We start from the raw sequence: 23166 nt of genomic DNA, 5'->3' as shown, positions 1-23166 counted from the left end.
GTCCGCAGTGCGACAGTGCGGTACGGAAGGACGGTCCCCGTGACGGAGGCAGCGGAGCTTCCCCAGGCTCCCGAAGCGGCGCAGAGGGTTTTCGGAGAGTTCTTCCCGGAGGCCGTGCGCTACGGGGAACTGCTCGCCGATGCCGGAGTCAAGCGCGGACTGATCGGCCCGCGCGAGGTGCCGCGCTTGTGGGAACGCCATCTGCTGAACTGCGCCGTGCTCTCCGAAGTCGTACCCGAGGGGGTCACGGTCTGCGATGTGGGCTCGGGCGCCGGTCTGCCCGGTATTCCGCTGGCGCTCGTACGTCCGGATCTGAAGATCACGCTTCTGGAGCCGCTGCTGCGGAGGACGAACTTCCTTCAGGAAGTGGTCGAGCTCCTCGGCCTGGACCATGTGACCGTCGTCCGCGGCCGTGCCGAGGAGGTCCTCGGCACTCTGCCTCCCGTCCATGTGGTGACGGCGCGGGCCGTGGCGCCGCTGGACCGGCTGGCGGGCTGGGGCGTGCCCCTGCTGCGGCCGTACGGGGAGATGCTGGCGCTCAAGGGCGACACCGCCGAGGAGGAGCTCCGGGGCGCCCGGGCGGCCCTGAGCAAGCTCGGTGTGGTGGAGACGTCCGTCCTGCACGTCGGTGAAGGACTGGTCGATCCGCTCTCCACGGTGGTGCGGGTCGAGGTCGGGGAGAGCCCCGGTGGGGTGCGCTTCGCGGCGAAGCGTGCCAAGGCCGCCCGGACGAGCCGCACCCGCCGACGTCGTTGAGTCAGTGCTGGTGCGCGTTGTGTCCCTGAGCCAGGCCCGCTTGAGTCGGATGCCGCTGAGTCGGGCGAGCTTGAGCCGGGCGCCCCTGAGTCGGGCACGCTTGAGGCCGCCGGACTGGGGCGCATGTCCCTGAGGCCGGGTGTTGCAGGGGTGGATGACACAGGGTCAGGCGATTCCGGGGGTCAGGGAGATACTCCGGAACCACGCGGGACATCCCGGGGGAAAGTCCTCTGCTGGATTCGATACGTACGCATTTCGGAGTGTCGTCCGGATCTCGTTCTGGTGCCCAGGCATCGTGTTTCACGTGAAACGTCGCTCACTGCTGCAAGGAATCATCAGCCGCGGGCGTGCTGCCGCCCCGATTCGGACCCGGAAGCCCCTCCCAGGGGTGACGAAGTTGTTCACAGAGGTGGATTCGTCCACAGAAGCACGGGCCTCGCTGGTTCATGACCCCGAAAGCATGGCAGGCTCTGTTCATCGCGAGCCTGAAGTCGAGGAGAGTGAATCCTTGCGGTCCGACGCCAACATCGCGGGACCGATGACCGATCCGGTCCCCGGTCCCCGTACCGAATCGGCGGGAGAGGATGTTTCACGTGAAACACCGCCCCCGATGGACGACACCCCCATCGGCCGAGCTGCCCAGCTCGCCGTGGAGGCGCTGGGGCGTGCCGGTGAGGGTCTTCCCCGACCTGAGCAGACACGCGTCATGGTCATCGCCAACCAGAAGGGCGGTGTAGGGAAGACCACCACCACGGTCAACCTCGCCGCCTCGCTCGCACTGCACGGTGCGCGTGTTCTGGTCGTGGATCTTGATCCACAGGGCAATGCATCCACGGCACTGGGGATCGACCACCACGCCGAAGTCCCCTCGATCTATGACGTCCTAGTGGAGAGCAAGCCGCTCTCCGAAGTGGTCCAGCCGGTCCCGGACGTCGAAGGACTCTTCTGCGCCCCCGCCACCATCGATCTCGCCGGTGCGGAGATCGAGCTGGTGTCGCTGGTGGCGCGGGAGAGCAGACTTCAGCGGGCGATCCAGGCCTATGAGCAGCCCCTGGACTACATCCTGATCGACTGCCCGCCCTCGCTCGGTCTGCTGACCGTCAATGCGCTCGTCGCCGGCGCGGAGGTGCTCATCCCTATTCAGTGTGAGTACTACGCGCTGGAGGGCCTGGGCCAGTTGCTGAGGAATGTGGACCTGGTGAGGGGGCATCTCAACCCGACCCTGCATGTGTCCACGATCCTCCTCACGATGTACGACGGCCGTACCCGGCTTGCCTCCCAGGTCGCCGACGAGGTCCGCAGTCACTTCGGTGAAGAGGTCCTGCGAACCAGCATTCCCCGGTCGGTGCGTATCTCGGAGGCTCCGAGCTATGGGCAGACGGTGCTGACCTACGATCCCGGCTCCAGCGGGTCCCTGTCGTACCTTGAGGCGGCTCGTGAGATCGCGATGCGCGGGGTCGGCGTTCGCTATGACCCGCAGCACGTCCATCTGGGCGCCCAGAACAACCAGCAGAACATCTCGGAGGGGATCCAGTGAGTGAGCGACGTAGAGGGTTGGGGCGGGGACTCGGTGCCCTGATCCCTGCCGCTCCCCAGGAGAAGCAGGCACCGCCCAGCGGCGCCGTCGGCTCTTCGGGGGTGTCCCCGGTACTGACGGCAGAGCGCGGTGTGGCGGCCGCCAAGGTGGCGACCCTGCCCTCGGCGGCCGTGGCTCCCGATGTGACGATGTCATCGTCGGAGCCGGGTGGCGTACCGCAGTTGACGGAGCCAGCCGGAGCGCACTTCGCCGAAGTGCCGGTGGACGCGATCAAGCCGAACCCACGGCAGCCCCGTGAGGTCTTCGACGAGGACGCTCTGGCCGAGCTGGTCACCTCCATCAAGGAAGTCGGGCTTCTCCAGCCGGTGGTCGTCCGGCAGTCGGGGCCGGACCGCTATGAGCTCATCATGGGTGAGCGCCGCTGGAGGGCCTGCCGTGAAGCCGGCCTGGACCGGATCCCTGCGATCGTCCGGCACACGGAGGACGAGAAGCTTCTGCTGGACGCGCTGTTGGAGAACCTCCACCGCGCTCAGCTGAACCCGCTGGAAGAGGCTGCCGCCTACGACCAGTTGCTCCGGGACTTCAACTGCACGCATGACCAGCTGGCCGACCGTATCGGGCGCTCGCGCCCACAGGTCTCCAATACGCTGCGGCTGCTCCGGCTGTCCCCTCCCGTTCAGCGCAGGGTGGCTGCCGGCGTGCTCTCGGCGGGCCATGCCCGGGCACTGCTCTCGGTGGAGGACTCCGAGGAGCAGGACCGCCTGGCGCACAGGATCGTTGCCGAGGGGCTCTCGGTGCGTGCGGTCGAGGAGATCGTCACGCTGATCAACTCCAGTCAGAAGAGCACGGCCAAGCCCAAGGGGCCCCGGGCCGGTGCCCGGCTTTCACCCGCACTCTCCGATCTGGCCACTCGTCTGTCGGACCGCTTTGAGACACGGGTGAAGGTCGACCTGGGCCAGAAGAAGGGCAAGATCGTCGTCGAGTTCGCCTCGATAGAGGATCTGGAGCGCATCCTCGGCACACTCGCCCCGGGCGAGGGCCGGGTCTTGGAGCATGGGCTCACCGATGACGCCGAGCAGGACGACGAAGGCTGAAGACTCTTTTGCCGTGTCCACAGGGCGGGCCGTGTCGTGGTGACTCACCGGGACACGGCCCGCCCTGTGTGCTGTGGCGGTACCCGCGTCGGGAGCGGGTCGATACGATGCGATCCGGTATGGACGCATCCACCGTGATCACCTCGGAGGAAGGCGAGAGCCATGCGAACGGTCAGCCGCAGTCAGCTGGTGACGGCGGGATTGGGCCTGGGGGCACTGGGCGGCTTCATCAGCAGCCTGCTCCATGAACGGAGCGTCCTGGCAGCCGCTCGTAGTGCGGCCGGGAAAGGAAGCGAGGAACAGCCTTCATGGGGCGTCGGCTTGCACCCCTCACGCTGGACAACCTTTCGGACCTTCCCAAGCGCTGCCGTGCGTGCGTCTTCTGGGAACTTGATCCGGTCAGCGGGGAAGCGGCGGTAAGAGCGGGAAGGCCGGAGCTGGAGAAGGAGGCATGGATCTCCGCGGTACTGCTGGAGTGGGGTTCATGCGGGCGGATCGTCTATGTCGACGATGTACCGGCCGGCTTCGTCCTCTACGCGCCTCCGGCGTATGTGCCGCGCTCGCTGGCCTTCCCGACGAGCCCAGTCTCGGCGGATGCCGTACAGCTGATGACCGCCTGGATCAATCCGGGCTATCAGGGGCAGGGACTCGGCAGAGTCATGGTGCAGACCGTGGCGAAAGATGTGCTGCGCCGGGGCTTCCGGGCCATTGAGGCATTCGGCGACGGCCGTTGGAAAGCGCCCGCCTGTGTGCTGCCTGCCGAGCATCTGACGGCGGTGGGCTTCAAGACCGTGCGCCCGCACCCGACCTATCCACGGCTGCGACTGGAACTGCGGACAACGCTCTCCTGGAAGGAAGATGTGGAGCTGGCGCTGGACCGGCTCCTGGGGGCAGTGCAGAAGGAACCGGCCCTGCGTCCGCTCTGATGCCTCTCGACATGGATGTGGGCTCATCCCCAGGGGATGAGCCCACATCCATGTTTCACGTGAAACAGTGCCGCTACTCGCTGATGAAGCTCTCCAGGTCGCGCACGATGGCGGCCTTGGGCTTGGCTCCGACGATCGTCTTGGCGACCTCGCCGTTCTGGTAGACGTTCAGCGTGGGGATCGACATGACGCCGTACTTGGCAGCGGTGGCGGGGTTCTCGTCGATGTTGAGCTTGACGACCTCGATCTTGTCACCGTGCTCGGCCGCAATGGCTTCCAGGGACGGCGCGATCTGACGGCACGGGCCGCACCAGGCGGCCCAGAAGTCCACCAGCACGGGCTTGTCGCTCTTGAGGACATCCTCTTCGAAGGTGTCGTCGGTAACATTCTTCAGCGCGCCGGCCACGGCGGCCTCCTTACTCTTCAGGGGTGACGGGGAGACGGTGCGGGATTCAGACCGCGGGCGCCGGCTCCGCCGGCTGGGCCGCGTTCTCGCCGTCCTGGAGGGCGGCGAGGTGACGTTCGGCGTCGAGGGCGGCCGAGCAGCCGGTTCCGGCGGCCGTAATGGCCTGGCGGTAGGTGTGGTCGACGACATCCCCAGCGGCGAAGACCCCGGTGAGGTTGGTACGGGTGGAGGGGGCGGCCACCTGGAGGTAGCCCTCGTCGTCCAGGTCGAGCTGGCCCTTGAACAGCTCGGTCCGGGGGTCGTGGCCCACGGCGATGAACAGACCCGTGACCGCGAGATGAGAGGTCTCACCGGTCTTGGTGTTGCGCAGGGTCAGACCGGAGAGCTTCTGCTCACCGTGGATCTCGGCGACCTCGCTGTCCCAGGCGAAGGAGATCTTCGGATCGGCGAAAGCACGATCCTGCATGGCCTTGGAGGCACGCAGGGTGTCACGGCGGTGGACGATCGTCACCGAGCGTGCGAACCGGGAGAGGAAGGTCGCCTCCTCCATAGCCGTGTCGCCGCCACCGACCACGGCGATGTCCTGGTCCTTGAAGAAGAAGCCGTCACAGGTCGCGCACCAGGAGACTCCGCGCCCGGACAGGGCGTCCTCGTTCGGCAGGCCCAGCTTGCGGTGCTGGGAGCCGGTGGTCACGATCACCGTCTTGGCCCGGTGCACCGTACCCGCCGTGTCCGTGACGGTCTTGATGTCGCCGCTCAGATCGACGGCCACCACATCGTCCGGAACCAGTTCCGCACCGAAGCGCTCCGCCTGCGCCCTCATGTTGTCCATCAGATCCGGGCCCATGATCCCGTCCCGGAAGCCGGGGAAGTTCTCCACATCGGTGGTGTTCATCAGCGCGCCACCGGCGGTCACAGCACCCTCGAACACCAGCGGCTTCAGGGCGGCACGCGCCGTGTACAGCGCCGCCGTGTAGCCGGCCGGCCCGGAGCCGATGATGATCACGTTACGGACGTCGCTCACGGGTTTCTTCCTCGTCTCTGCAGACTGCCTGCTGACTGCCGGGCCAGGTCAATGACTCTCACCCCACCCAACGGATACTAAGGGGCGCGCATTCCCGAGCCCGCCGCGCAGCGCAGCCGGATTCGTCAGCCGAGCGGGAAGGTGTCGGCCAGCAGAACCTTCCCTGCGGACGTGGGCGCCTCGCTCACGCAGGCAGCATCGATGACAAAGGCATGGACGCGCTGGAGATCCGCAGGGTCGGGGAGAACGAGGAGATAGGCGTCGATGTTCTGGTACACGCCCTGCTCCACCGCGATCGGTGCGTCGGTGCGGTCCGTACCCAGTTGCACACAGGGCGGTACCGAAAGCCTGGCTGTTTTCGGGGTCGCAGGCGCGAAGGAAGGTGACCTCTCCCGGGGCGTCCTTCCTCTGTCGCTCTTGATCTCCGCTTGGGGCGGAGTGGTGGAGACCAGAGCCTTGACCCTGCTCCTGAGGGTGGACGCGGAGAAGTCGCCGTCGTTGCCCGCCGAGGATGCGGTGGCGACATCCTGGGACGTCCGGTCGTCTTCGCCGGACTGGGACTGGAGAACCAGCACACTCATTCCGACCGCCGCCACACCGATGATCGCCCCCAGCACAGTGGTGCGGCGCCGTCGCCCCTGGCGGCTGCGACCGGGGCCCGTCGTACCACGGGAATGTCCAGCGGGCCGGTCGCCGGGCTTGGTCTCGCCCTGCTGAGCGGTGGGCGTTGTTTCACGTGAAACATGAGTGCTTCGGTCGGACGCGGTGGAGCCCGGAAGAGCCTCGGCGGCCAAGGCGGCATCGATACGGCCCACGACATCCTCGGGCATCTCCGGGACACCGGGGAGCGTGCCGAGCAGCCCACGGATCTCTTCGAGGGATGCACGGACATCGGCGCACAGCTCACAGTCGTCCAGATGCTGCGCCACTTCGGCGCTCTGGTCGGGGGAGAGAAGCCCTTCCGTGAGAGCGGAGATCTCCGAGACGTCCGGGTGCTGAGTCATGTCGGCCGTGGGTGTCACGTGCGTCCACCTCCGCCCTTCACAGCAGCAGGATCATGCGGCCCTGCGTCCTCTTGCCTCGACCCCGGTGGGACGGATGTCCCCGGCGTCCGGTTCCTTCGTGTGCCAAGTCCGCTGTCATCCCCGGCGTCACCACGCAGATGAGTGAGCAGGGGCAGCAGCCGGGCTCTCCCCCGGGCGCAACGGCTCTTGACCGTCCCGGTCGGCACATCGAGCACACTGGCGGCCTCGGCGACCGAGTAGCCCTGCATATCCACCAGGACCAGAGCCGCCCGCTGATCGACGGGGAGTTTGGCCAGTGCTGCCAGCAGCTCCCGGTGCAGATCCCGGCGCTCGGCCGGGGCGTCGGCGGACTCATGGGGTTCGAGGAGCTGCTCCAGCCGCTCGGTGTTGTCCACGGGGGAGGTCTTGCGCGATGCGGCCTTGCGGGCGCGATCGAGGCACGCGTTCACCGTGATGCGGTGGAGCCAGGTGGTGACGGCGGACTGGCCACGGAAGGTGTGGGCGGCTCGGAAGGCGGAGACCAGCGCATCCTGGACCGCGTCAGCGGCCTCCTCGCGGTCCCCCAGAGTGCGCAGGGCGACGGCCCAGAGCCGGTCACGGTGCCGGCGTACGAGCTCGCCGAAGGCATCGGGTTCCCCCGCCACATGGCGGGCCAGAAGTTCCGCGTCACTGGGTGTGTTGGACGCCCCCGTCGTCACGGCCTCCACCCTCTGTTCTGTCCCACCCCGCCCGTGCCCTGCTTGTCTGCCGCCGGATCTGTCCTGTCGGCGGCACAGTGCGGGGCTTCCGAGCGAATCCTGTCGTCCGGTCGATTCGGCTGCGGCTCGGTCTGTCTATCACGATTCATGCCGACGGGGGCATAGGGATGAAGAATCCCGTGAACGGCTGGGCGGCGACGGAGGCATCGCCGCCCAGGGTGTGCTGAAGGCCGGTGGGGAGTGCCCCACCGTCACCTTCTCAGCGGCCGAGGATCTGAATCTCCGAGATGCCGCCCCGGTAGGTTTTCGAGGACGATCCTTCCGGCGGCAGCTCGGTGATCCGGATCAGTACGTACCTGGTCCGGGTGGGTTCCTCGAAGGTCGCGTTCAAGGTCTTCCCCACGGTCTTCAGGCCGGTGAGGCGCTGGGAGAAGTCCGAGAGCGAGGTCGGTTCGGAGGCGTCCTCGGCGGCGGCGAGTACCTCGGTCTTCTGACCGCTGCGGTGCATGTCGATCTCGACGCCGGAGACATCGCGCACCTTGCCGAGATCCACGATGATCCCGCTGCCCTGCTTGCGATTGTCCAGATTGCCGAAGTTCGGGTAGCCCCGGTACTGCGGGGTGATCCAGGAAGTATGCGATGTGCCGTCGACGGCATTCGGCACCTCGTCCTCCTGTATCCCGGACCCGCTGGGGGCGAACTCCGTAGCGTGCTCGATCGACAGCGGCTTGTCGGGTGCCTTCACCTTCTCGTCGTCGTCACCCTCCTTGGGGGTGGTCTGCGTCGGTGTCGAGTCCTTGTCCCGGGACAGCAGCTCGTCGGCGATCTGCCAGCTGCCGAGGCCCAGTGCGGCGATCAGCAGAGCCGCAACCCCCCACTTGAGGACCTTGCCCGTGCGGCTTTCGAGAGGCGCCAGGGGGACGGCCATCGTGCGGCCGACCGCCGGTCCGGGCCGGGTGGCGGGGCGGCCGTAGGTCCCCTGCTGGTAGGTGGTCCGCTGGTACTCCGGCGGGCTGGTGAAAGTGGGTTCGGGACGGCGGATGCGGGCCATTGCCCCGACGGCCTTGGCCAGCTCGTCCGGGGTGGTGCAGGGGGGCTCCTGCCGGGAGGCAGTGGCGCCGTCGTTGACCAGCGCGCGCATGGCCAGTTCGGAGAGACCCCGGTGGACCCCTGCCCGCACCTGGTCGGGAGGGAGCAGCCCGACGCCCTTCGGCAGCCCGGAGAGCCCGTACGCGTCGTTCTCGTACGGCCAGCGCTGGGTGAGGGCGGCGTACAGCAGGGCACCGATCGCCTCGGTGTCGGTGCGCTGCGGCCGGTCGGCGGTGATTCCGCGCAGTGCGGCGTTCACTGCGAGCCCGCGGATGCGGTACTGCCCGCTGGAGGTCCGCAGCACGGCGCTCGGGGTGAGCTTCAGATGCGCGAGCCCCTCACGGTGGGCGGCGGTCATGGCCTGGGAGAGCTGGTCCACGAGCTGGTAGGCATCGTGGGGCTCCATAGGGGCCACGGCGAGCAGTGCGGTCAGCTCGGTGGCGTCCGGGAGCCACTCGTGGACGACATAGACGAGGTCGTTCTCCTCGACGGCGTCCAGGACCATGACAAAGCGGGGGTCCCCGAGCAGCGCCGCGGAGCGTGCCGCCGCGAGCACCGAACGGGCCCGGGGGTGGTCGGCCGGGAGTAGATGCACCCCGACGGCCCGGCGCAGCTTCTCGTCGACAGCCCGCCAGCTGCTGAAACCGTCCAGACGGGTGATGCACTCTTCGAGGCGGTAGCGTCTGGCGAGCTTGTGGCCGCTGTGCAGTTCGGGTGCGGCGGTGGCGGGCTCGTCGCCCTTCGGCTCGCTGTTCGTGTCCGGCGAGGTCTTCTCCGCCGTGTCCTGGGATTCAGCCGCCCCGTCGGTCGTGGCCTTGTCCGCCTGCGCGGTCAGCGGGTCGTCTCCGCTGTTGTCGGCCACGTCGACGGCAGCCGTGCTACGTTCCGCCACCGTCGTTCCTGCCTCCCCATTCCGTTGCGCATAACCAACAGCCATGCCAATTGTGCCCACAGTCCGCCGCTATGCACGACACACGGCAGTCAGCGATGGTTGTGCGGGATCGTGCCGTCCCAGGATCTCAGCCCCTGGCGGTGGCGCGACCCCTGGGCCCGTCTTCCGGATCTTGCCGGGTCGGGGCGTCCGGCACCTGCGCTTTCTCCGGGCGCGGGCCTCTCGGCGATCGCGTTTGGTCAGGGGTCTAGCGGCCGAGGCGGCCGCGGACCATGCCGACCATGGAGTTCAGCTCCTCGATGCGCATCCGCTTCGCGGCGAGGAAGAAGACGCCCAGCAGCACGATCCCGCCGCCGAGGAGCGCTGCGAGCGAACCGGCGGCACCGCCGCCGAGGGCCTTGGTGATACCGAAGGCGGCCAGGCCACCGATCACCGCCGCGGGCAGGGAGGCCATGCACAGACGGGCGTAGGTACGCATGATGTGCGAGCCGTCCAGATCGCCGCCGAGCCGCTTCTTCAGCCTGCGCCAGGCCACACCCACGCCGATCATGTAGGCGAGACCGTAGGACGCGGCCATCCCGACGACCGCCCAGCGGGCGGGCAGCACCACAAAGCTGACCGCGGCGGCCGTCGCGTTGACGAGGGCGACGATCACCGTGTTGTAGAAGGGGGTGCGGGTGTCCTCGTACGCGTAGAAGCCCCGAAGGACGACGTACTGAACGGAGTACGGAATCAGTCCCAGGCCGAAGGCCATTAGAGTGAATCCGATGTTGCGGGCACCCTCGGGGCCCGACCCGGCGTACAGCAGGCCGGCCATCGGCACACCCAGGGCGAGAAACGCGAAGGCCGAGGGCACGATCGCCACGGCGGAGGTGCGCAGCCCGTACGAGATGTCGTCGCGCACGGCAGCGGGGTCCCCGTCATGGGCGGAACGGGAGATTCTCGGGAGTACGGCCGTCATCACGGAGACGGTGATGATGGCCTGCGGCAGTTGCCACAGCAGCAGCGCGAAGTTGTACGCCGTGATGCCGGTGCCGGTGAAGCCGTCCTTCTCGGCCGCCGCGCCCGCCGCCGTGGCGAGCTGGGTGACGACGATCATGCCGAGCTGATTGGCGAGGACGAAGAAGAACGTCCATTTGGCGAGCCCCGCGGCCTTGCCCAGTCCGTGGCCCCTCCAGTCGAAGCGCAGCTTCATCCTGAAGCCCGCCTCCCGCAGGTACGGGAGCATCGCGAGCGCTTGGACGGTGAGCCCGAGCAGGGTGCCGATGCCGAGGAGCCGGACGCCTTCGGGGGTGATGGTCGCGGTGCTGACGCCGGACTCGGTGAAGCTGCCGAACGCCCAGATGAAGGCACCGAAGGTCGCGATGATCACGATGTTGTTCAGGACGGGGGTCCACATCATCGCGCCGAATCGCCCGCGTGCGTTCAGAATCTGGCCGAGCACCACGTGCACGCCCATGAAGAACAGGGTGGGCAGGCAGAAGCGGGCGAACGCGACGGCCACATCCATCTTCTGCGGGTCGGAGGCGATGGTCGGCGACATCATGCGGATGAGCAGTGGCGCCGCCAGCACACACACCGTGGTGACACCCGCGAGCAGGACGATCACGAGGGTCAGCAGGCGGTTGGCGTATGCCTCGCCGCCGTCCTTGTCGTTTTTCATGGCCCGGACGAGTTGGGGGATGAAGACCGCGTTCAGGGCGCCGCCGCCGACCAGGACGTAGATCATCGTCGGCAGGACATTGGCGACCTGGTAGGTGTCGCTGAGGACGCCTACGCCGATGGCCGCGGCCATCACGAGGTTCCGCAGGAAGCCGGTGAGGCGGGAGACGATCGTGCCCGCCGCCATCACGGCGCTGGACTTCGCCAGGCTCGACACCCGCCCGCCCGAGCTCTTGGGGGCCGGCGGGGGCGGAAGCGGTTCCTGCGCGGGCGCCGGGACCGTCTTGGCGGTGCCCTGCTGGTCACGGAAGAGATGGGCGAAGGCGTCGGGCTCCGGATCCTGCTCCCCCGCCCGTGTCACGAGATCGTCGACGCCCGTGTACTGGGTGGTCCTGGCGTCGTCGCCGTAGGGCAGATGACGGGACGGGCCCGAGGGCTCGGGGGGAGGGGTCTGCGCCCAGATCCGGGGGTCGGGCGCGTACGGGGGAGACGGCGGCTGCTGGTACAGCGGCTCGGGCTCCTGGTAGGTGCCCGGAGGCGGCGGGGGGTGGGCGGCGCGGTCGTAGAGGGCCTCGGTCACCGGGTCCTGGGCGGACAGATCCTGCGCCCGATAGGGGTCCTGGTCGTAGGCGTGCTGGAGATACGGATCCTGTGCGGGGTCGGCGGCAGGCTGCTGCGGTACCTGGCCCGCCGGATCCACGCCAGCGCCCTGACCGCGGTCACCGTCGTACGGCGCGTTCATTGCTACCCCACCTCATCGTCCCCGGCCGGCCGGCCACGACATCGCTCAACGGTCCACTTTCTCACCCGTGCCCGAAGGGTTGCCGCTTTCCGGACGGGTGTCCGGTGCCGGGTCACTCGGCTGCCCGGGATCCGGGCCGTCGATGTCACCTGCGGGCCCTTCCGGTTCCCCCGGCGAGCCCTCCTCGGCCGCCGGGGACGAGGCATCTCCGGCGCCCGCGGGGGCCGGTTCTCCGGCGGCCTCCCCGGAGTCGCCGTCGGGATCTTCCGCGGCCTGGTCCTGCTCGGCCGTCCCCTCCTGTTCAGCCGCCCCGTCGTGGGCGGAGGCCCGCTTGCGCTGGGTGTACATCCGCACCCCGGCGAGAACGAGCAGCAGGACACCGCCCGCGATGACCAGCATCACGGTGGGAGTGAACTCGGAGACTTTGACCGTGAACTGCATCTTCGCGCCGTACGGCTTGCCGTCCTCGGTGTACAGCTGGGCCGTCATCTGTACCTGACCGTTGACGTTCGACTGGGCGTTGAACTTCACGGACTGGCTGTGACCGCCCTTGACCTTGATCGGCCGCTCGTCGACGCCTTTGTCCCCGTCGAGGCTGAGGCGGGCCGCGTTGTCCGAGCTGAGCCGCAGTACGAGGTGGTCGACCCCCTGCACCAGCCTGTTCTGCACGGTGACGGGGATGGTCGCGCTCCGCCCCGACAGGGTGATCTGCGACTTCTCGATCAGCTGTACTTCCTCGGAGAGGCCCTGGAGGTTGGTGCGGACCTCGACGCGGTACTGCCGGGCCGCCTCGGTCTGGCCTCGCCAGGAGGTGGACATCTCCCGGTCGATGGCCCGGCTGAAGGGCGTCTCGACCCGGTCCATCGCCGTCAGGATGACCTTGAAGTCGTTGAGCGCGATCTGGGTGGCCCGGATGTCCTGGAACGCCTGGGCCGGGAGCTCCTGCTCGCGCAGATGGCCGGGATAGCGCGAGGACGGGGGCACCTTGGTCACGGCATTGGCGTCGGGTTTGGCCTCCGACGCCGCGACCAGGTCGAGCGGCTGTGTCCAGCGCTGGTCGAGGGCCTCCAGCGCCCGGGCCATGGACTGCGCCTGCGAAACGGTCGGCGTCCGCTGGGGTCCGACGACGATGCTCCGCTGATGGTCCGGATCCTGCAGGCTCACCGCGAGGGTCTGGGCGAGGAACCGCTGGACCGCCAGGGTCGAGGCGCTGCTGTTCAGCATGTCGCCCTCGAACGCCTTGGACAGCCGGGCGTCGGCGACCACGGCTGTCGTCCCACCGCCGATCGGGCGCGCCGCGGTGGGCGTGTACGAGAGGTCGTCACGCAGGCTGTCGCTGCGCGCGATGACATTGTGCGCACCGGCCGAGGTCGCGACATCCACGATGGAGGAATCGATCGCCCCTTCCACGGGCCAGGCGAAATCCACGGACGGCTTCTGGTGGATGATCGTCTCCACGGTCCGCTCCGCGACCTCCGTGGCCTGCTGGAGGTGGCTCAGCGACCCGGAGACGTTCTTTCCGCGGTGTGCCAGGGAGGCCAGGTCGGGGTCGGCGAACGGCAGCGCGATCACCTTGTCGCCCTGGACCGCACGCTGCACCGAACTCAGCCACTGCTTGGCGACGGCCTGGTTTCTGCCCGGGACGGTGTCGCTTCCGTTCTTGACCTCGTAGTTCCTCGTCATGGCGTCGACGGTGGCGAGGAGATCGGGATCGATGACCCAGGTGACGGGCAACTCGCTTCCCAGGGCGACGAGTTGTCCGAGCCGGCCGTCCGGGGCGATCTCCCTGGCGAGGGACTCGTCCTCGAAGACCGGAGTCTGCTGGGCGTCCGACCCCGTCTCGGAGGTGAGATGGGTCGAGGAGATCAGCGGCCAGAGATAGGTGAGATGGGTCTTCTTCTCCGGCGCCTCGGGCTGCCAGGGCAGGAAGGTCCGCTCGATACCCAGCACCTGCTCGAAGGGCTCGTCGGGTGTTTGTCCCGACAGGCTGACGCCGAGCTGGTAGACGCCTTCATCACCGAGATCGAGCTCCTCGACCGGCACCGACAGCGAGAATTCCCGACTGACACCGGACACCAGCTCCGGCAGCTTCACCGTGTGCTTGTCGCCGACGGCACCGCCGTCGACGTTCCGGTCGAATCCCGTCCGCTGGGCGGCGCGGTCGATGGCGGATCTTCCGGTCAGCTTCGCACCCAGCCGCAGATCCACCTCGGCACCGGTGATGGTCTGCTTGCCCTCATTGAGGACCGTGCCCGAGATGGTGAGCGTGTCGTCCTTACCTGGAGCACTCGGTGTCAGTGTGTTGAGAGACACATCCACCATGCGCGAACCCGAGGCGGTGTCGGAGGCGTGTGCGGCCGGTGCGACGGGCCCCCCGAGCAGCCCTCCGACAAGGGGAGCACAGAGCATCACGGTGACTGCGCGGCGCAGCCACCGGCGGGCAGGAGAGGGATTCATCCTCTGGAAGTCTGCCGCCTCGGCCACGCGTCCGTCCGTCCCTCGTCGTCTGATGCCGTTGGTCGTTGTCGCTCATTGCGTCCACGCATGGTAACGAGATGCGCTGTGCCGAAGTGCCGCGGACCGCCCCACAAGATCGCAAGGGCCTTTCGGGCACACCTCACCCGCGGGTGGCACGACCTGGGTACGCCCGGGCAGCTGCGGGTCCGCCCGCGGGAGCGCCCGGGAGAGGCGGCCGTAAAAGAGGGGACCTCGGGGCCGCCGGGGCACGTACCCTTTTCTGTTGTGCCGAACGCCAATGATGACAACCCCACCGAACTGAGTCAGGTGCAACGCCGCGCGGTGACGGAACTACTGCGCGTAGCACCCGTCGCCGACGATCTTGCCCGCCGTTTCCAGGACTCCGGGTTCAGCCTCGCCCTGGTCGGCGGTTCGGTCCGGGACGCGCTGCTCGGCCGGCTCGGCAATGATCTGGACTTCACGACGGACGCCCGCCCCGAGGATGTACTGAAGATCATCCGGCCCTGGGCGGACTCGGTGTGGGACGTGGGGATCGCCTTCGGCACGGTCGGAGCACAGAAGAGCGGCTATCAGATCGAGGTCACGACCTACCGCTCCGAGGCGTACGACAGGACCTCCCGCAAGCCCGAGGTGTCCTACGGCGACTCGATCGGGGAGGATCTCGTCCGCCGCGACTTCACGGTGAACGCGATGGCCGTCGCGCTGCCGGAGAAGGAGTTCATCGATCCGCACCACGGGCTGGAGGACCTCGCCGCCCGTGTACTGCGGACGCCCGGCACGCCCGAGGCGTCCTTCTCCGACGACCCGCTCCGCATGCTGCGGGCCGCTCGTTTTGCGGCCCAGCTGGACTTCGAGGTGGCACCCGAGGTGGTCGAGGCCATGGAGGAGATGGCCGCGCGGATCGACATCGTCTCCGCCGAGCGAGTGCGCGAGGAGCTGAACAAGCTGATCCTCTCGGCGCATCCCCGCCAGGGGCTCGCCCTCCTCGTGGGCTCGGGCCTGGCCGATCATGTGCTGCCGGAGCTGCCCGCGCTGCGACTGGAGAGCGATGAGCACCACCGGCACAAGGACGTGTACGAGCACTCGCTGACCGTTCTGGAGCAGGCTATCGATCTGGAGGACGAGGGTCCCGACCTCGTTCTCCGGCTGGCCGCGCTGCTCCATGACATCGGCAAGCCGCGGACGCGTCGTTTTGAGAAGGACGGCAGAGTCTCCTTCCACCACCACGAGGTGGTGGGCGCGAAGATGACCAAGAAGCGGATGGCCGCTCTCAAGTACTCCAATGACCTGGTCAAGGACGTCTCACGCCTGGTGGAGCTGCATCTGCGGTTCCATGGCTACGGTGAAGGCGAGTGGACCGACTCGGCTGTGCGGCGCTATGTGCGTGACGCCGGACCCCTGCTGACGCGGCTCCACAAACTGACGCGCTCCGACTGCACCACCCGCAACAAGCGCAAGGCGGCCGCCCTCTCCCGTACCTATGACGGTCTTGAGGATCGGATCGCCCAGCTGAAGGAGCAGGAGGAGCTTGAGGCCATCAGGCCCGACCTGAATGGGAACCAGATCCAGGAGATCCTCGGTGTGGGTCCCGGTCCGGTGATCGGCAAGGCGTATGCGTTCCTGCTGGAGCTGCGGCTGGAGAACGGCCCCATGGGCCATGACGCAGCGGTCTCGGCGCTCAAGGAGTGGTGGGCGGCCCAGGGCTGAGCGGGAAACGGTGCCATGTTTCACGTGAAACATGGCACCCGGCCAACCCGGTACGCAGGACGGAGGGGCGATGTTTCACGTGAAACATCGCCCCTCCGCTCTGGCCGGCTACGGCATTACTACGTGATCTGGTCCAGGCAGAGCACAAAGTCCCTGCTGGAGCCGCCGCTCCCGTGCTGCTCCCAGTAGCCGAGGTCGGACTTGGACTCGCAGGCCGCGGCATCCGAGGTGTCCTTGATGACATCAACGACCTTGTACTCGGCTGTGGTGCGGTTGCAGTCCACAATCTTGAGCTCGGGCTTGCTCTGTGTTCCCTCATTGAGCATGCAGTCCCCGATCTTCGCGCGGTCGGGCTCGTCCTTGCTCGCCGCGACGGCCACGATTCCGACCACGATCAGCCCGATGGCAAGGGTGCCGATCAGAAGGATCTTCTTGAGGGGCGACTTGCGGGGCCCCGGAGGAGGGGGCGCGCCCCACTGCTGCTGAGGGGGGTGGGGCTGCTGCGGGTACCCTCCGAACCTCGGCTGAGGCTGCTGCGGATAGCCGGACTGGGGTACGGGGTGTGTGGGCGGCTGCTGGCCGTACGGGCCCTGGTTCCCATAGGGATTCCCGCCCTGCGGCGGCGGATTCTGGCCCTGTGGCGGCGGAAAGGTCATGCGAGGGTCCCCCGTAGTAAGTGAATGCTGTATGCGCGCGCATGCTAACCGGAGCGACTGACACGGCTCCACCTGCTTATGCCCGCGGTGATCGCCGCGTAGATCAGAGCGACGAGAACGACAAGCTCGACCGACCGTCCGTCAGGGGGCAGTATCAGGGCGGCGACAGCCGCGGCTCCCACGAACGAGACGTTGAACAGGACGTCATAGAGAGAGAAGACCCTGCCACGGTAGGCGTCGTCAACAGTTGTCTGCACCACGGTGTCGGTGGTGATCTTCGTGCCCTGGGTCACGAGCCCAAGGACAAAGGCGGCGACCAGTATCGGCGCCGGCTCGAACGGCAGCCCCAGAGCCGGTTCGAGGATGGCCGCTGTTCCCGCGCAGGCGATCATCCAGCCGTACCGGCCGAGGCGCTCGATGGCCCAGGGAGTCATCACGGCCGCGACGAAGAAGCCCGCCCCCGAAACGGCCACGGCCACGCCGAGCAGCGCCAGGCCGTCCTGCTCGTTCTCGTACCAGGCATAGCGGCACAGCATCAGGACCATCACCAGCAGTGCTCCGTAGCAGAAGCGCATCAGCGTCATCGCGATCAGCACCCGGGTGGCTGACGGGCGCTCGGACAGATGACGGAGCCCTCCGACCAGACCGCGGGCCGTGGAGGCGATCACCGCGGCCAGCCGCGGCTGCTCCTGTCCCTGCTCAGGGCCGAGCAGTTCACGGCTCATCCGCAGGGAGGCGAGGGCCGAGCAAAGATACAGGCCGGCGCCGAGGAGGACGACCGCTGCATCGGAGTCGTCGGCCACCAGCCGGACGGCAAAGGCGAGTCCGCCACCCGCGGTCGCGGCCAGGGTGCCGGCCGTCGGCGAGAGGGCGTTGGCCACGACGAGCCGGTCCTCGTCGACCACCCGGGGCAGCGCGGCCGAGAGCCCGGCGAGGACAAAGCGGTTGACCGCCGTCACGGAGAGGGCGGAGGCATAGAAGAGCCAGTCGGGCACGGAGGCCAGGATGAGGATCGCGGTACCGCACGCCAGGACGGCCCGCAGCAGATTCCCGTACAGAAAGACCTGCCGTCGCTGCCATCGGTCCAGGAGCACACCGGCGAAGGGGCCGATCAGAGAGTACGGCAGGAGCAGCACGGCCATGGCGGAGGCGATGGCCGCCGGTGAGGTCTGCTTCTCCGGCGAGAACACCACATAGGTGGCGAGTGCGACCTGATAGACGCCGTCGGCGGACTGGGAGAGCAGCCGCACCGCGAGCAGCCGGCGGAAGTTGGTCAGGCGCAGGAGTACGCGCAGATCACGTACGGCAGACATGTGATCAAGCGTCACACACCCGGGCTCCGCAGACGCGGAGGGTCCCCGGGTGGATTACCCGGGGACCCTCCGCGGTCGTTCGGCTCGGCTGGGACGACCGGCCGGCCGTCCCGGAGGAGCTGTCCTCAATGGCGTGGCAGCCTCCGAAGACTCAGCGCTCGATCTCGCCGCTGATGAACTTCTCGACGCTCTCGCGGGCCTCGTCGTCGAAGTACTGCACGGGCGGGGACTTCATGAAGTACGAGGAAGCGGAGAGGATCGGTCCTCCGATGCCCCGGTCCTTGGCGATCTTCGCGGCGCGCACGGCGTCGATGATGACACCCGCGGAGTTCGGGGAGTCCCAGACCTCCAGCTTGTACTCCAGGTTCAGCGGGACGTCACCGAAAGCACGGCCCTCAAGACGGACATACGCCCACTTGCGGTCGTCCAGCCAGGCCACGTAGTCGGAGGGGCCGATGTGGACGTTCTTCTCGCCCAGCTCCCGGTCGGGGATCTGGGAGGTGACGGCCTGCGTCTTGGAGATCTTCTTGGACTCCAGACGGTCACGCTCCAGCATGTTCTTGAAGTCCATGTTGCCGCCGACGTTCAGCTGCATCGTGCGGTCCAGGATGACGCCCCGGTCCTCGAAGAGCTTCGCCATCACACGGTGCGTGATGGTGGCGCCGACCTGCGACTTGATGTCGTCACCAACGATCGGGACGCCCGCCTCGGTGAACTTGTCCGCCCACTCCTTGGTCCCGGCGATGAAGACCGGGAGAGCGTTGACGAAGGCGACCTTGGCGTCGATGGCGCACTGCGCGTAGTACTTCGCGGCGTCCTCGGAGCCCACGGGCAGGTAGCAGACCAGAACGTCGACCTGCTTGTCCTTGAGGACCTGGACGATGTCCGCCGGAGCCTCGGGCGACTCCTCGATCGTTTCGCGGTAGTACTTGCCGAGACCGTCGAGGGTGTGGCCGCGCTGCACCGTGACACCGGTGCTGGGCACGTCGCAGATCTTGATGGTGTTGTTCTCGCTGGCGCCGATGGCGTCCGAGAGGTCGAGGCCGACCTTCTTGGCGTCCACGTCGAAGGCAGCCACGAACTCGACGTCACGGACGTGGTAGTCGCCGAACTGGACGTGCATCAGACCCGGCACCTTGCCGGCCGGGTCGGCGTCCTTGTAGTACTCGACGCCCTGCACCAGCGAGGCGGCGCAGTTGCCCACGCCGACGATGGCTACGCGAACCGAACCCATTCCGGTTGCTCCCTGTTGTTCTCGTTGTTCCGGATGAGACCCTGCGAACCGCGGGGTCTCAGTTGACGGTGTCGTCGGACGGATCCGGCGGGGTGGAGGGCCCGGGGGAGCTTGCCCCCGGAGACTCGGCACCCCGGTGCCGGGGCAGGCCGCCCGTCGACCCAGATGTGTGGTGCTGCTGAGCCGCGCCGTCGGGGGAGGAGCTTCGCTGATCCCGCCCCGCCCGCTCGCTCTCGATGAGCTCGTTCAGCCAGCGCACTTCGCGCTCCACGGACTCCATGCCGTGCCGCTGAAGCTCAAGGGTGTAGTCGTCGAGTCGCTCACGGGTACGGGCCAGGGAGGCGCGCATCTTCTCCAGACGCTCCTCCAGCCGGCTCCGGCGGCCTTCCAGCACCCGCATCCGCACCTCGCGCTCCGTCTGCCCGAAGAAGGCGAAGCGAGCCGCGAAGTGCTCGTCCTCCCAGCTGTCGGGCCCGGTATGCGAGAGCAGCTCCTCGAAGTGTTCTTTTCCTTCCGCCGTCAACCGGTAGACGATCTTGGCGCGGCGCCCCGCGAGTGAAGCGGCGAGGGCGTCCTCGGGAGCACTGCCCGGTTCCTCGATCAACCAGCCGTTGGCGACCAGCGTCTTGAGGCAGGGGTAGAGGGTCCCGTAACTAAAAGCCCGGAAGATTCCCAGCGAGGTATTGAGCCGTTTACGCAGCTCGTACCCGTGCATCGGGGCCTCACGGAGCAGACCGAGCACGGCGAACTCGAGGATCCCGGAGCGTCTGCTCACCCTCGCCTCCTTCGCCGTCCTCGGTACTTATCTCGTGCTGATGTATCGAACCGATACATCAGCACGATATGACGGCATGCTCCCTGCGACAAGGGGGGTCAAGGTGAACGGCGTCACATCGTCAATTCGTCACACTCAACTTGCCTGATTTGGGGTGAACTTCAGGTTCGGGAGGGGTTTGGTCGTGCGTAGTCTGTGCGGATGCAGACCACCGGGAACCATGTGGCGCCCGCGGACGTCATCGCCGTGGATGCACAGCGGATGAGCCCTTTGCGCGGCTGGTCCGTATCCATTTCGGGGGGACCGGAACTCCACTGCCGCTTCCAGGCGACTCGCCTGCCCGAGGAGTAATCGTTCGATGAGCGAGCACCGTCGCAAACCGCCGCAGCCGCAAGGTGGCGGGCGTGCGGCTGCCAGGCGCGCCGCCCAGCAGCCATCCGGCCGACGCGCAGCCCCGTCCCGGGGCACCAGTACAGCCTCCGCCTCCGTGTCCCACGGCGAGGAGCGCCCCCACGGCGGGCGGGCGGAGGCCCGCCGCGCCGCCCAGCACGGCGGTGGCCGCCGCCGTATGGACGGTGATACGGGCTCCGGCCGGGGTGGCCGGGGCGGTGGCCGCAGAGGAGGCGGCGCAGCCTCTCAGGACCCGGGCCATGGCGGGCGGCGGCCCGGTAAGAAGCGGCTGATCGACTACCCGCGCCGCAACAAGGACGGCTGGCGCCGCTGGGTGCCGTCGTGGAAGCTCGTCACCGGGCTGTCACTCGCCTTCCTCGGCAGTCTGATGGGGGCCGCGACGATCGCGTACGCGATGGTGGGGATCCCCGACCCCAACAAGACGGCCAAGGCGCAGAACAACGTCTACTACTGGGACGACGGCACCCAGATGGCCGCCACCGGTGGTGAGATCAACCGGCAGAACATCGGGATCGAGAAGATCCCGCAGGACATGCAGAACGCCGTCAAGTCGGCCGAGAACAAGAGCTTCGAGACCGACTCCGGCATCGACCCCATGGGAATCAGCCGGGCCCTGCTGAACATGGCCAAGGGCGGGCAGACCCAGGGCGGCTCCACGATCACCCAGCAGTATGTGAAGAACGCGGTGCTCGGTGACCAGTCGCAGACCCCGAGCCGCAAGCTCAAAGAGCTGTTCATCTCCATAAAGGTCGGCACCAATGTCGACAAGTCGGAGATCATGGCCGGCTATCTGAACACGTCGTACTACGGGCGCGGCGCGTACGGGATCCAGGCCGCGGCCCGTACGTACTTCGGCAAGGACGCCAAGGACCTCGACGTCAGCCAGTGCGCCTTCCTCACCACGCTGCTCAAGGGCGCGACGTACTACGACCCGGCGGGCTCGGTCGCCATCGACCCGGCGGCGACGCCGGAGGCCAATGTGGAGCGGGTGACCAAACGCTGGACCTGGGTGCTCAACGAGATGGTCAAGGACGGGCACCTCGACGAGGCGGAGCGGGCCCGGTTCACCGAGCTCCCCAAGACCAAGCCGGTCGTCAAGGGCGCCAAGCTCGGCGGTCAGATCGGCTATCTGGTGGACCTCGCGAAGTCCAGCATCCTCAGCACCGGGCGGGTCACGTCGGACGATCTGGCGCTCGGCGGCTACGAGATCCACACGACCTTCAACAAGAAGAAGGTCGAGAAGCTCGAAGCCTCGATCAAGAAGATCTACGACAAGCACATCGACCCCGAGAAGCGCCCGAAGACGGACACCCATGTCCAGTTCGGCGGTGCCTCGGTCGAGCCGGCGACGGGGAAGATCGTCGCCGTCTACGGCGGTACGGACGCCACCAAGCACTTCACCAACAACGCGAACAACACGGGTGCCCAGGTCGGATCGACCTTCAAGCCCTTCGTGCTCGCCGCCGCGATGACCCACGGGGTGCGCGACCCCAAGGGCAGCGAGCAGCAGGGGGACGACGAGCGCACCAAGGTCGACCCCGACAAGAGCATCTACAACGGCAAGAACAAGCTCAAGATCAAGAACTATGACGGCTCGGTGTGGCGGGACGAGAACGACCAGGAGTGGCTGCAGGTCAACGACGACGACCGGTCGTACGACAACATGAATCTGCGCGAGGCCATGATCCGCTCGGCGAACTCCCCCTTCGTGCAGTTGGGCATGGACATCGGCATCCCCGAGGTGCGGAACACGGCCATCGAGGCGGGGCTGCTGAAGGAGTCGCTCGACAAGTCGAACGTTCCGTCGTTCTCGATCGGTATCTCCACCCCCAGCGCCATCCGGATGGCCGGCTCGTACGGGACCTTCGCGGCCGAGGGCCAGCAGAACGATCCGTACTCGGTCCGGCGGGTCGACAAGGAGGGCCGCAAGGTCTACGAGCACCAGCCCGACCCCGTGGCGGTCTTCACGCCGGCCGTGGCGAACAATGTGACCGACGTGCTGAAGGACGTCGTCGAGCACCCCGACGGCACCGGCAACAACGCGCAGATCCGCGGCCGGGACGTCGCCGGCAAGACCGGTACGACCGACGGAAACAAGTCGGCCTGGTTCGTGGGCTACACACCGCAGCTCTCGACCGCGATCGACATGTACCGCCTCGACGACAACGAGAAGAACACCAACCGCACCTTCCTGGAGATGTTCGGAACGGGTAACCAGCCGAAGATCCACGGCTCGTCGTTCCCGTCCGAGATCTGGCAGACGTACATGTCGGAGGCGCTCAAGGGCATGCCGGTGAAGAGGTTCCCGAAGCCGGAGCCGATCGGTGAGGCCGTCTGGGGCGGTGGCGCCTCCAGCCCGCCCCCGCCCCCGCAGGAGAAGCCCACGCCGGAGGCGCCGGAGGATCCCCCAAAGAAGACGTCCACACCTCCCCCGAGCACCAAATCGCCCGACGCGAGCGAGTCCTGCGATCCCTGGATCGACTGGAACTGCGGCACCGACGGCGGCAACGGCAGCAACGGCAGTCCGGGCGGCAGCAACGGGGGCCCGAGCGGCAGCAACGGCAGTCCGGGCGGCAGCAACGGCAGTCCGGGCGGCAGCAACGGCAGTCCGGGCGGCAGCAACGGGGGCCCGAGCGGCAGCAACGGCAGTCCGGGCGGCAACAACGGGGGAAGCCCCAGCCGCGGAGGCCTCTTCGGTGGGTCAGGGGGCTGACGCCCCCGCCCAGGACTCGACCCACACG

The 23166-nt window shown here is 67.7% G+C and carries 17 protein-coding genes; 6 read left to right on the top strand and 11 right to left on the bottom strand.

The features are described 5' to 3' along the window. Positions 1–39 precede the first annotated feature (39 nt). From rsmG to ACFYT4_RS06825, 4 genes are all read left to right on the top strand, one after another. Positions 40–756, top strand: coding sequence for a 16S rRNA (guanine(527)-N(7))-methyltransferase RsmG (gene rsmG, locus ACFYT4_RS06840; protein WP_389265998.1), 717 nt, complete (start codon positions 40–42; stop codon positions 754–756). 460 nt (positions 757–1216) lie between these two features. Next, a complete protein-coding gene (locus ACFYT4_RS06835) occupies positions 1217–2293 on the top strand; it encodes a ParA family protein (RefSeq protein ID WP_389265996.1) in 1077 nt (358 codons plus the stop codon). Then, on the top strand, positions 2290–3387 hold the full coding sequence (locus ACFYT4_RS06830; RefSeq protein WP_389265994.1) for a ParB/RepB/Spo0J family partition protein: 1098 nt from the start codon (positions 2290–2292) through the stop codon (positions 3385–3387). Before ACFYT4_RS06835 ends, ACFYT4_RS06830 begins: the two co-directional genes overlap by 4 nt. A 308-nt stretch (positions 3388–3695) precedes the next feature. Further along, entirely contained in the window at positions 3696–4313 is a 618-nt protein-coding gene (locus ACFYT4_RS06825) for a GNAT family N-acetyltransferase (RefSeq protein WP_389265992.1), read from the top strand. Between the two features lie 73 nt (positions 4314–4386). On the opposite strand, the gene trxA is transcribed toward ACFYT4_RS06825, so the two are convergent. The 7 genes from trxA to ACFYT4_RS06790 all read right to left on the bottom strand — a co-directional run bounded on the left by trxA (position 4387) and on the right by ACFYT4_RS06790 (position 14335). Next, positions 4387–4719, bottom strand: coding sequence for a thioredoxin (gene trxA / locus ACFYT4_RS06820; RefSeq protein ID WP_389265990.1), 333 nt, complete (start codon positions 4717–4719; stop codon positions 4387–4389). A gap of 46 nt (positions 4720–4765) precedes the next feature. Then, positions 4766–5743, bottom strand: a complete 978-nt coding sequence (trxB, locus tag ACFYT4_RS06815) for a thioredoxin-disulfide reductase (protein ID WP_389265988.1) — start codon at positions 5741–5743, stop codon at positions 4766–4768. Positions 5744–5868: 125 nt separating this feature from the next. After that, a complete protein-coding gene (locus ACFYT4_RS06810; RefSeq protein ID WP_389265986.1) occupies positions 5869–6747 on the bottom strand; it encodes an anti-sigma factor family protein in 879 nt (292 codons plus the stop codon). 14 nt (positions 6748–6761) lie between these two features. After that, a complete protein-coding gene (gene sigM / locus ACFYT4_RS06805; RefSeq protein WP_389265984.1) occupies positions 6762–7475 on the bottom strand; it encodes an RNA polymerase sigma factor SigM in 714 nt (237 codons plus the stop codon). Positions 7476–7725: 250 nt separating this feature from the next. After that, the gene (locus tag ACFYT4_RS06800) at positions 7726–9447 is read right to left on the bottom strand and encodes a protein kinase family protein (RefSeq protein WP_389265983.1); all 1722 of its coding nucleotides are present in this window, start codon (positions 9445–9447) and stop codon (positions 7726–7728) included. Positions 9448–9694: 247 nt separating this feature from the next. Further along, entirely contained in the window at positions 9695–11851 is a 2157-nt protein-coding gene (gene murJ / locus ACFYT4_RS06795; RefSeq protein ID WP_389265981.1) for a murein biosynthesis integral membrane protein MurJ, read from the bottom strand. Between the two features lie 45 nt (positions 11852–11896). Then, positions 11897–14335 carry a DUF6049 family protein gene (locus ACFYT4_RS06790; protein ID WP_389265980.1) on the bottom strand — a complete coding sequence of 813 codons (2439 nt, stop codon included), beginning with the start codon at positions 14333–14335 and terminating at the stop codon, positions 11897–11899. Positions 14336–14593: 258 nt separating this feature from the next. Between ACFYT4_RS06790 and ACFYT4_RS06785 the strand changes: the two genes are divergently transcribed. Then, positions 14594–16036 carry a CCA tRNA nucleotidyltransferase gene (locus ACFYT4_RS06785; protein ID WP_389265978.1) on the top strand — a complete coding sequence of 481 codons (1443 nt, stop codon included), beginning with the start codon at positions 14594–14596 and terminating at the stop codon, positions 16034–16036. A gap of 119 nt (positions 16037–16155) precedes the next feature. Here ACFYT4_RS06785 and ACFYT4_RS06780 read toward each other — a convergent pair whose 3' ends face one another. From ACFYT4_RS06780 to ACFYT4_RS06765, 4 genes are all read right to left on the bottom strand, one after another. Then, complete coding sequence (locus ACFYT4_RS06780) at positions 16156–16692, bottom strand: hypothetical protein (RefSeq protein ID WP_389265976.1); 537 nt, start codon at positions 16690–16692, stop codon at positions 16156–16158. 44 nt (positions 16693–16736) lie between these two features. Continuing rightward, positions 16737–18005 (bottom strand): MFS transporter, encoded by a 1269-nt coding sequence (locus tag ACFYT4_RS06775; protein ID WP_389265975.1) that lies wholly within the window; start codon positions 18003–18005, stop codon positions 16737–16739. Positions 18006–18156: 151 nt separating this feature from the next. Next, a complete protein-coding gene (locus ACFYT4_RS06770; protein ID WP_389265973.1) occupies positions 18157–19239 on the bottom strand; it encodes an inositol-3-phosphate synthase in 1083 nt (360 codons plus the stop codon). Between the two features lie 58 nt (positions 19240–19297). Further along, on the bottom strand, positions 19298–20014 hold the full coding sequence (locus ACFYT4_RS06765) for a helix-turn-helix transcriptional regulator (protein WP_389265971.1): 717 nt from the start codon (positions 20012–20014) through the stop codon (positions 19298–19300). Positions 20015–20372: 358 nt separating this feature from the next. Here ACFYT4_RS06765 and ACFYT4_RS06760 point away from each other — a divergent pair, with 358 nt between their 5' ends. Further along, the gene (locus ACFYT4_RS06760; RefSeq protein ID WP_389265970.1) at positions 20373–23138 is read left to right on the top strand and encodes a transglycosylase domain-containing protein; all 2766 of its coding nucleotides are present in this window, start codon (positions 20373–20375) and stop codon (positions 23136–23138) included. Positions 23139–23166: the final 28 nt, after the last annotated feature.

This window comes from Streptomyces sp. NPDC004609 (assembly GCF_042873655.1).
Taxonomy (GTDB): Bacteria; Actinomycetota; Actinomycetes; order Streptomycetales; family Streptomycetaceae; genus Streptomyces.
This window is presented reverse-complemented; position numbering and strand designations above follow the sequence as displayed.

Excerpts from the sequence above, each read along its gene's own strand:
- ACFYT4_RS06835 (WP_389265996.1), top strand. The coding sequence starts at position 1,217 with ATGGCAGGCTCTGTTCATCGCGAGCCTGAAGTCGAGGAGAGTGAATCC.
- ACFYT4_RS06825 (WP_389265992.1), top strand. The coding sequence starts at position 3,696 with ATGGGGCGTCGGCTTGCACCCCTCACGCTGGACAACCTTTCGGACCTT.
- ACFYT4_RS06810 (WP_389265986.1), bottom strand. The coding sequence starts at position 6,747 with ATGACTCAGCACCCGGACGTCTCGGAGATCTCCGCTCTCACGGAAGGG.
- murJ (WP_389265981.1), bottom strand. The coding sequence starts at position 11,851 with ATGAACGCGCCGTACGACGGTGACCGCGGTCAGGGCGCTGGCGTGGAT.
- ACFYT4_RS06780 (WP_389265976.1), bottom strand. The coding sequence starts at position 16,692 with ATGACCTTTCCGCCGCCACAGGGCCAGAATCCGCCGCCGCAGGGCGGG.
- ACFYT4_RS06775 (WP_389265975.1), bottom strand. The coding sequence starts at position 18,005 with ATGTCTGCCGTACGTGATCTGCGCGTACTCCTGCGCCTGACCAACTTC.
- ACFYT4_RS06770 (WP_389265973.1), bottom strand. The coding sequence starts at position 19,239 with ATGGGTTCGGTTCGCGTAGCCATCGTCGGCGTGGGCAACTGCGCCGCC.
- ACFYT4_RS06760 (WP_389265970.1), top strand. The coding sequence starts at position 20,373 with ATGAGCGAGCACCGTCGCAAACCGCCGCAGCCGCAAGGTGGCGGGCGT.